Source organism: Gracilimonas mengyeensis, from assembly GCF_900182705.1.
Taxonomy (GTDB): Bacteria; Bacteroidota; Rhodothermia; order Balneolales; family Balneolaceae; genus Gracilimonas; species Gracilimonas mengyeensis.
On sequence record NZ_FXTP01000025.1, the window covers coordinates 1 to 7168 of the forward strand.

At 45.8% G+C, this 7168-nt stretch carries 6 protein-coding genes; 2 read left to right on the forward strand and 4 right to left on the reverse strand.

Annotated elements, in window-relative coordinates; translation table 11 throughout:
• Window positions 1-281: 281 nt before the first annotated feature.
• The 4 genes from nadA to FN815_RS18690 all read right to left on the reverse strand — a co-directional run bounded on the left by nadA (window position 282) and on the right by FN815_RS18690 (window position 5491).
• Window positions 282-1391: a quinolinate synthase NadA gene (gene nadA, locus FN815_RS18675; RefSeq protein WP_142456359.1), complete on the reverse strand. Its 1110-nt coding sequence runs from the start codon at window positions 1389-1391 to the stop codon at window positions 282-284.
• A gap of 207 nt (window positions 1392-1598) precedes the next feature.
• Entirely contained in the window at window positions 1599-2654 is a 1056-nt protein-coding gene (locus FN815_RS18680; protein ID WP_142456360.1) for a sugar phosphate isomerase/epimerase family protein, read from the reverse strand.
• A 93-nt stretch (window positions 2655-2747) separates the two neighbouring features.
• Entirely contained in the window at window positions 2748-3920 is a 1173-nt protein-coding gene (locus tag FN815_RS18685; protein WP_142456361.1) for a Gfo/Idh/MocA family protein, read from the reverse strand.
• 335 nt (window positions 3921-4255) lie between these two features.
• Window positions 4256-5491: a nucleoside permease gene (locus tag FN815_RS18690; protein ID WP_142456362.1), complete on the reverse strand. Its 1236-nt coding sequence runs from the start codon at window positions 5489-5491 to the stop codon at window positions 4256-4258.
• 247 nt (window positions 5492-5738) lie between these two features.
• On the opposite strand from FN815_RS18690, the gene FN815_RS18695 reads away from it, so the two are divergent.
• Window positions 5739-6542, forward strand: coding sequence for a formate/nitrite transporter family protein (locus FN815_RS18695; RefSeq protein WP_142456363.1), 804 nt, complete (start codon window positions 5739-5741; stop codon window positions 6540-6542).
• A gap of 162 nt (window positions 6543-6704) precedes the next feature.
• Complete coding sequence (locus FN815_RS18700; RefSeq protein ID WP_142456364.1) at window positions 6705-6974, forward strand: hypothetical protein; 270 nt, start codon at window positions 6705-6707, stop codon at window positions 6972-6974.
• Window positions 6975-7168: the final 194 nt, after the last annotated feature.

The window sequence follows — 7168 nt, forward strand, 5'->3', positions numbered from 1 at the left end:
CTCTGTTGGTACTGTTGAGGTTCAACGGCAGAAAAAACCAGCCTGGATATACCTGACGAAGTGCATCTGCCTGCAGGCAGTGCATAGACCAATACGGAAGGTACCAGGCTGGCTCGATTCCAATAAAACAGGCAGAGAGTAAAGATCACAAGCTACTTATACAACCTTTTGCCTGTTGGTAAATAGTTCTCCCTCTAACATATGAGACCGCAAAACTATTTAAACTTCAGTCTACGCTTTCCTAAAGCGGTCAGACGAATACGGAGTGATTGTATGATTTCTTATGAACGCTCCAGCATGCGATTGAGGGCCAAAACAGCGTTCTCGGCAACTTCTTGAGGAACGGTGATTTGATTCACCACTTCGCCTTGTTCCAGCTTTTCGAGCGACCATAGCAGGTGCGGTAAGTCAATGCGGTTCATCGTAAGGCAGGGGCACATAAACGGGTTTAGCGATACAATCTCTTTATCCGGATTTTCCATGGCCAGGCGATTCACCAGGTTCATTTCCGTACCAATAGCCCACTTACTGCCTGGCTCAGCATTCTCAATCGTGTTGATGATAAAACTGGTGGAACCGTTTAGGTCGGAGGCTTGAACCACATCAAAAGTACACTCCGGATGCACCAGGACTTTCATCTCCGGCTCTTTATCCCGCAAGTTTTCAATATGTTTGATATTAAATTTCTCGTGCACCGAACAGTGTCCTTTCCAAAGAATTACTTTCACATCTTCAAAATCACCTTCGTACTCAAACTCTCCTTTCAGTGGTGCCCAAACGGCCATTTGCTCAAGCGGAATACCCAGATCATAAGCCGTGTTACGCCCCAAGTGTTGATCTGGTAAAAACAGGATTCGTTCTTTTTGGGTGAAAGCCCATTCCAGCATTTTTTTGGCATTGGAAGATGTTACCGTAGCGCCGCCATGCTTCCCTACAAATCCTTTAATAGCAGCCGTAGAGTTTACATAAGTGAGGGGTAAAATGGTATCCCCCCAAACTTCCTGCATAGCTTCCCATCCTTCTTCGGTTTGATCGATGTCGGCCATATCAGCCATGGAGCAGCCCGCACGCATGTCGGGTAAAATCACTTTTTGATCGGGCCCCGTAAGCATGTCGGCTGTTTCTGCCATAAAATGAACCCCACAAAAGGGAATGAACTCAGCCTCGGGTTTGGTCGTACAGATTTGAGCCAGCTTCAGCGAATCACCGCGGGCATCGGCAAACTGTATCACTTCATCTTTTTGATAGTGATGCCCCGGTATAAACAGCCGTTCGCCAAACTTGGCTTTGATCTCCCGAACGCGGGCTGTCATCTCTTCTTCCGAAAGCTCGCTGTAGCGCTTGGGGAGGGAAACTTCGGATTCAATATCTAAAACATCTAGTACTTCCATAAGACTGATACCTGCTCCGACCACACAATACTTTTTAGAGCTGTGTATCGTAGCGTTTGGAGTTTATTTCATTGTTAAGCAACCATAAAGGTAACAAAAAAATTCGTGGATTTGTGTACTAGCCAAATAGCAGTAATTGTGATTTTGGTTCTACGGTGAGAACACCACTTTAACACCATAGCACTGTAACACTATAACACCATAACCCTATTCTATCCCCAAAATCTTCCTGTTCTTCTCTTCATCGGCCCCTTCCCCGGCAAAATCGTCAAAAGCCTTTTCGGTGACTTCAATAATATGATCCGAGATAAACGGCGCACCTTCTGCCGCTCCCTGCCCGGGTGATTTGATACAGCACTCCCACTCCAGCACGGCCCATCCGTCAAAATCATACTGGCTCAGCTTACTGAAAATGCCGTTAAAATCTACGTCGCCATCGCCCAGTGAGCGGAAACGGCCGGGACGATCTTTCCAGCTGGCATAGCCACCGTACACGCCCGCTTTTCCGGTGGGATTGAATTCCGCATCCTTGGCATGGAACATCCCGATGTGCTCGTGATAGATGTCGATGAATTCCAGGTAATCCAGCTGCTGCAGCACAAAGTGACTGGGGTCGTATAAAATGCCCACACTTTCGTGTTTCCCTGTCGCTTCAAAAAATCGCTCGTAGGTCAGTCCGTCGTGCAGGTCTTCGCCGGGATGCAGCTCGTAGCACACTTTAACGCTTTCGTCTTTGCAATGGTCCAGCACCGGCTTCCACTTTTTAGCCAGCTCTTTAAAACCCGTTTCCACCAGTCCCGCCGGACGCTGCGGCCAGGGGTACACGGTATGCCAGAGAAATGCGCCGGAGAAACTTCCCATCACATCAATGCCCCAATGGCGCGATACCGAGGCCGACGCCTTCACCTGTTCTACCGCCCACATCTGCCGGGCTTCCGGGTTATTTTTTACGGGATCGGGCGCAAAGCCGTCAAACATGGTATCGTAAGCGGGGTGAACCGCCACCAGCTGTCCCTGTAAGTGCGTTGCCAACTCGGTGATCTCCAATCCGGCATCCTCCACAATGCCTTTGATTTCATCGGCGTAAGTTTTGCTGTCACGGGCCTTGATGATATCGATGACACGTGTATCCCAGGCGGGAATCTGTACCCCCTCATAGCCAAGCTCTTTCGCCCACTTGCAAATGCTTTCCAGGTTATTAAAAGGTTTGTCATCGTCTAAAAACTGTGCGAGAAAAATCGCAGGACCTTTGATCGTCTTCATTTCTTTTTGATTCAAGATTGAAAAGTCAAGATTAAAAATTGGAAGCTGACGCTAAGCGTCAGTAATTAATTTTTAATCTTAAATCTTTAATTTTCAATTATTCTTTACTTCTACCCAGATATTTCCACGCTCTGTAGACTCTACCACCGCATCCACCAAACTCATGCCATGCACACCTTCGTCCACATCGGGATAATCGTAGATTTCCATATCGTGATTTTCGCCGGCATCATGGGCACGGAGGTGCATTCCAAAGTTGCGATAGATGTTGGCAAAAGCTTCCAGGTAGCCTTCGGGATGTCCGGCCGGCACCCGAGAATTCGCTAATGCTGTTTCCGAAAGGTAGCCCGTATTATCCACGCCGGTGCGGTAGATTTGATCGGGCTTGCCCTGCCATTTCACTTTCAGGGTGTTATTGTCTTCCTGTTGCCATTCCAACCCGCCCTTTTCGCCATACACTCGAATTTTGATGTTGTTTTCTTCTCCTGCGGAAACCTGTGAGCATGCCAGTACGCCCGGCACACCGCCTTCAAATTCGAGCAAGGCAGAGGCGTCATCATCCAGCAGCCGGCCCTCAACAATTTTGGAGAGCTGCGAGAGCACTTTATTGATTTTCAAACCAGAAACATACTCGGCCATGTTAGCGGCGTGCGTGCCGATATCACCATACGCACCGGCCTTTCCGGATTTAGTGGGATCGGTCCGCCAGGAAGCCTGTTTGTTATCATCGGCTTCCAGCTTTTGGGACAGCCAGCCCTGCGGATATTCCACAGTGATTTTCTTTATGGGACCAAGCTCACCATCCTCCACCATCTTGCGGGCCTGTTTTACCATCGGGTAGCCGGTGTAGGTGTGCGTAAGCGCAAAAGGCAAGCGCGTTTCTTTTACTTTGGCTTGAAGGGCTTTGGCTTCCTGCATATCAAAACACAGGGGCTTATCGATGATTACGGGGAAGCCGTTATCAAGAGCTAATAGCGCCGGATCGGCATGAACATGGTTAGGCGTTACAATGGAAACGAAATCCATGCGATCACCTTTAGGAAGTTGTTTTTCGGCTTTAATCATTTCTTTATAGGAACCGTAAACCCGGCCTTCATCTAAAAAAAGCTCTTTGCCAGTTCGGGCAGATTTCTCCGGGTCCCGGCTGAAGGCTCCGCACACCAGTTCAATTTGTCCGTCCAGGTTGGCAGCCACCCGGTGTACGCCCCCGATAAAAGAGCCCACGCCACCGCCTATCATTCCCATTCTGAGTTTTCGGTTTTGCATAAATAATGTCTTTGTTGGTTCACATTTTTTCAGTGGCATCTTCTAAACCGCAAAGTACGCATAGAGCGCAAAGGGTTTCTTACAAATAACTAATCATCCAAAGTAGTAGATTAAGGCTTAGAATTAAGTCTACCATTGAGGGGAGTACGGCTTTAGCCGGGAGGGGTGTTGGTACCAAGGAGTACATTCTTTAATCTTACCGCTTGGCCCATGGCACTAACACCCTCCGCGCGTTTTGACAAGTCAAAACCGGCACCTCCCTCAAGGGAGGATTTTTCATTTCTTAATTCAAATGAATCGCCTGTTTTCGATTTCTGAAATACAAAAATATTCCCTCAAATATCCACCTTCTCGTATTCGATTTCTTCGTTTTTGAAAGTGAACATGTAAATCACAAACACTACGAAAGCAAAGCCTGCAGGCCACAGCCAAATCATCTCCCAGTCGTGCAGGCCATCGCTAAAGGTGTAGATTGTGGAAATCTGCCCGGCTGCCCAGAAACCGATGAGCATTCCCACTCCATAGGTTGCCAGTGTAATGAGCCCTTGTGCAGAACTCTTGAATTTTTCACCGGCTTTGGAATCGGTATAAATCTGTCCGGCCACAAAAAAGAAATCGTAGCAGATGCCGTGCAGGGCAATCCCGATAATCAGCATAAACATCAGTTCGCCTGAATTACCATATGCAAACAGCAGGTAGCGCAGAGCCCAGGCCAGCATGCCGATCAACAGTGTTTTCTTGATTCCAAAGCGCGTCAGAAAAAAAGGAATCAGCAGCATAAATAAAACTTCAGAGACCTGACCGATAGTCATAATACCGGTCGGGTTATTCACCCCGATCTCCGCCAAAAAGGGGTTGGCATTCTGATAATAGAAAGCCAAGGGAATACAAATCAACACAGAGGCAATGAAGAACACCAGAAAATTGCGGTCTTTTAACATCTTCAGTGCATCCAGGCCAAGCATATCTTTGATGGAAACGGTCTCGTCTTTTGAAATTTTTGGCGGGGTTTTGGGCAGCGTAAAACTGAAAATCCCTAAAACCAAAGAGGCCACCGCAGCAAGCAGAAAAGTGTTTTCAAGATAGCCCTGATCTATAGCCTGAGGAGAATCCCATGAAAAAACATAACTGATAGCCAGCCCGGCTACAATCCATCCCACCGTACCAAAAACCCTCACTTTAGAAAAATCGGCTTTTGGATCTTTCATCGTGCGAAATGAGATGGAATTAACCAGTGCCAAAGTAGGCATATACAAAATCATATAGCCCAACACGTAAGGATAGAAAAGGGTGAAATCGGTAGTATTCGCCATCAGATACATCAACCCTGCACCGATTAGGTGGATAATGCCCAGAATGCGCTCAGCATTAAAATAGCGGTCAGCAATTAACCCGATGATAAACGGAGCAATAATGGCTCCCCAGGATTGGGTGGCAAACGCCATACCGATTTGTCCATCGGTGGCCGCCAGGTTATTCCCCAAAAAAGTACCGAGCGTTACAAACCAGGCTCCCCAGATAAAAAACTGGAGAAACATCATAAAGCTCAGGCGTATCTGAATGGTGTTCATAGCAGTTGGTTAAGTTAGGTTAGGAATTTATTCAATCGAATTGATGATGGGGTAAATAAAAAAGATTCATCTTAATAAAAAGAAGAAATAGAAGCGTTTCCATCCAAGAAACATAAAGTTATCAATTTAGTTAAGAGAATAGGCGAGCGTTTTCCCAAAAATTCTTGATAAGCTTACATTACTGCCACTTATTCTATTTTGGACGCCGGCCTCACAAATATCTGCATTAACTTTTACTATACTTTGCATGAGTAATTCTAATTCGAAAGAAGCTGAAGAACGGCAAGCGCCCAGGGCCTTGGAAATTTTTGAAGCCATCAGGGCCGAAGGGGAACATGAACTTGAGCGCCCTTCCTTTGCTTTACTATGGTCGGGACTGGCGGCCGGCTTGTCGATGGGCTTCTCTTTTCTCACCGAAGCGCTCCTTGCCAGTCATCTTCCTGATGCCAATTGGGTACCGCTAATTGCTGAATTTGGTTATAGTATTGGGTTTTTAATCGTGATATTGGGCCGCCAACAATTGTTTACCGAAAACACCCTTATCCCGGTACTTCAGGTATTGAATGAAAAATCCTGGTCGGTTTTCAGAAATTTAGCCCGGCTCTGGGGTATCGTATTTTTTGCCAATATTGTGGGCACCATGTTATTTAGCTTTGCCATTGCTTCGCTTTCCATTTTTGATCCTTCAGTTTACACCCATTTAAGTGAAATAGCACACACGGTAGTTTCGCACGCACCCTGGGAGACTTTTTTCAGGGCTATTTTTGCGGGATGGTTGATTGCCCTGATTATCTGGTTGTTGCCCTTTGCACAGGAAGCCCGCTTTTGGGTGATTATTATCATCACTTATGTAATTGGCATAGGCGGATTTTCACACATCATTGCCGGTTCCGTTGAAGGATTTTATGGCTTGTGGATAGGACAAATGTACTGGGGAGAATTCCTTTTCAACTTTTTTATACCCACCGCAACTGGTAATATTGTAGGCGGAGTGGCTTTGGTGGCCGTTATCAATTATGCGCAGGTAAGTTACGAGGCCAAAAAATTGTAATGCTTTGCTGGTTAGAATCGGTTCTTCTTATTTATGTTCTCACTAAACGTATATGCTCTATTAAAAAAGATACAACCGAATCCTGCATATATATGTTATTGAATTACGATCATATTAACTCAAAATTTTGTTGGTTTTATCCTACAACTAACTACATATGATATGCCTACACAGCGTAGTTTAATAATGTTTTTGCTCTCATCTCTTTTAATAGGTGGTTGCTCCCTCACAAATTCAAATAAGGAAAGTATAGATGAAAGGCTTAAAGAGCGCTTAATTGGAAGCTGGGATTTTGGATATTATAGCGCCCAATATTTACCAAATAATACCTTTGTAGACAGCTTTTATACCGGACAAAACCTGGATGATTTAGAATTTATAATTGTTGGAGATTACAGCATAGAAAATGAATTCTTGTTTCTCATATGTTAGAGGGAGAACTATTTACCAACAGGCAAAAGGTTGTATAAGTAGCTTGTGATCTTTACTCTCTGCCTGTTTTATTGGAATCGAGCCAGCCTGGCACCTTCAGTATTGGTCTATGCACTGCCTGCAGGCAGATGCACTTCGTCAGGTATATCCAGGCTGGTTTTTTCTGCCGTTGAACCTCAACAGTACCAACAGAG